This window comes from Corynebacterium sp. (assembly GCF_012838985.1).
GTDB lineage: Bacteria > Actinomycetota > Actinomycetes > Mycobacteriales > Mycobacteriaceae > Corynebacterium.
The window spans coordinates 1-2,264 of sequence record NZ_DUOE01000103.1; the positions used below are offsets into that span (position 1 = coordinate 1).

A 2,264-nucleotide genomic window follows, 5' to 3' on the forward strand; every position below is an offset into this window, starting at 1 on the left:
CCTCGTCACCGACATCATCGGTCTCATCGTCATGATCGCCAACCAGCTGAGCCACTCCATCCAGGCTTAAGGCCTCGGCGACAACCGCCTCCCCACCACCCGGTGGGGAGGCGGTTTTTTCATGCCCGCGTCGAAGCGGATCCGTGGTGAGTCACTAGGATGAGTCAGGCACACCACCGGCGGATAGAACCATCGCTCCGAGGAGAGTAAGGCCATGCAGCAGTCGAGGGAATTTCTGATCCACCACGAGGTCGACGAGCGACTCGAGGCCGAGTGGGACGATCTGGCCCGCCGCCACGGCACCCGCTTCGCATCCCGCCCCGCCTACGCGCTCTCCTGGTTCCGGGCCGTGGGCAAGGGGCGGCTGGCCGTGGCGACAGTGCGCCGCGGGGGTGAGCTTGCCGCGGTGCTTCCGCTGCACGTGCGGCGCCGGGCAGGAGTCGAAGTGGCCCGGTTGCTCGGCCACGGGCTGGGCACCGTGGGCGAGGCCCCGGCCACCGACCGCGCCGCCCTGGAGTACCTCGTCGACGGTCTGCGTCGGGAACAGCTTCCCCTCGAACTGACCCACCTGCCCGCGGGGTCACCGTTCCTGGAGGTGCTGCTCGCCGCTGACGGCCTCCATGTTGATCTGCACCGCGACGACCACTGCCCGGTGATCGACGTTCCGGAGGGGACGACTGTGGCTGACCTACGCAGTTCCAAGACCCGCAGTCGTCTATCCCGCGCGCGGCGGAAGTGGGAGGCGCAGCACGGGGTGGTTGACAGAATTCTCGTGCAGACGCCGGAGGAACTGGAGCGACACTGGTCGGAGATCGTCACGTTGACCGAGCTGGCCGATGATGCGGCGGGGGAGGGAAGACTGCATCTGCTGTCCGGGGAGCACGGTCAGTTCACCCACCGATTCCTCCGCGAGGAGGCGGCCGCGGGTCATCTCGTGGTTATCGGACTCACGGTCGACGGCCGCTGGGTGGGTCTGCAGGTGCTCCTCACCACGGGAGGTCGCGCGGAGGGGTGGCTCAACCGTTTCGACCCCGGATGTCGTCCGCTGATCCCGGGACACCAGCTCGTCGAGAAGCTCATCGACGTCCACGATGAGCTGGGTGTCACCGTCATCGACATGATGATCGGCCGCAGTCCTTTCAAGAGTGACTGGGAGACGGGCGAGTACCACGTTTTCTCGGTCTCGGCGGTGGCGGCGGAGAACCTGCGCGCCCTGCGCTGGGCGCGGGCGGTGTCCCGGGGCGGGATGCTCGCAGCCGGGGCGATCAGGCGTGTGACCTCCGCAGCGCGACGCGGGCGATCGCACGCCAGCCGAGCAGCAGCAGACCCGACATGGCCGTGGCGACGAGGATGAAGGACCAGTGGGGGATCTCGCCGTTACGGGCCGCCCAGATACCCAGGCCGACGATGACGGTGACCACCCACGTCATGACACCGGCGGGGTAGAGCCGGTGACCGTCGAGGTGGAGTCCGATGATGAGCCCCCAGGAGATCAGGACACCGAGCAGGAACGGCCACCACGTGGACAGCCACCCCATGAAGTTCAGCGGCATGTCATCGGTCTGGTGGGCGATACGGGCGAAGAGGGCGAAGAGGGCGATGGCGACGACGTCGGCGAGCAGAGCGGTGGACCTGTTCATGCCCTCCACCCTAATCCCCGGCCCGGACTCCCCGGCGCGCGTAGTACAGGAAGTAGATCACCCAGCCGACGGCCGTGATGAGGGCGAAGGACACCAGCCGGTAGACCAGGGCGGCGCCTGTCGCGTCGACCGCCGTCATGCCCGCAGCGACGAGGGTGCCGATGATCGCCACTTCCACCGTCCCCAGCCCTCCCGGGGTGACCTGGGCGGAACCGGCGATCTTGGCGGTGGTGTAGGCCAGCAGCACGGCCGCCGCGGCCGGAACCGCCCCCGTCACCGCCCACACGCACAGGAACAGCGTCAGGGCGTCGAAGGCCCGGTTGAGCAGTGACCACCCGGCCACGAGGCTGAACCTCCCGCGGCTCAGTTGCACGGACTCCAGCTGGTGGATCTGCGCCACCGCACCCTCGAGTCCGGATTCCGGGGCGCGGCGCAGCACCCGGTTGACCCGTGGCAGCAGAGCCCGCGCCCAACGCTCGAGCGTCGCGGGATGATTCGCCGCCCACCACAGCGCCCAGGACAGACCCGTCATCACCAGGAGGGTGAGCAGCAGCGACCACACGTTGACGTCGGCGCCGAGGAAGAAGACACCGGCGATGCCGATGACCACCAGCCACATCGTCG

3 protein-coding genes are annotated in these 2,264 nt (G+C 68.3%); 1 reads left to right on the forward strand and 2 read right to left on the reverse strand.

What is annotated here, in order from left to right:
* Positions 1-214: 214 nt before the first annotated feature.
* The gene (locus GXZ33_RS05885) at positions 215-1,354 is read left to right on the forward strand and encodes a GNAT family N-acetyltransferase (protein ID WP_291339930.1); all 1,140 of its coding nucleotides are present in this window, start codon (positions 215-217) and stop codon (positions 1,352-1,354) included.
* Here the strand turns inward: GXZ33_RS05885 and GXZ33_RS05890 are convergent.
* Entirely contained in the window at positions 1,266-1,640 is a 375-nt protein-coding gene (locus GXZ33_RS05890) for a DUF3054 domain-containing protein (protein WP_291339931.1), read from the reverse strand. The two genes, GXZ33_RS05885 and GXZ33_RS05890, sit on opposite strands and share 89 nt — an antisense overlap.
* A gap of 10 nt (positions 1,641-1,650) precedes the next feature.
* On the reverse strand, positions 1,651-2,264 hold a 614-nt coding region (locus GXZ33_RS05895), incomplete at its 5' end, for a flippase-like domain-containing protein (protein WP_291339932.1).

Excerpts from the sequence above, each read along its gene's own strand:
- GXZ33_RS05885 (WP_291339930.1), top strand. The coding sequence starts at position 215 with ATGCAGCAGTCGAGGGAATTTCTGATCCACCACGAGGTCGACGAGCGA.
- GXZ33_RS05890 (WP_291339931.1), bottom strand. The coding sequence starts at position 1,640 with ATGAACAGGTCCACCGCTCTGCTCGCCGACGTCGTCGCCATCGCCCTC.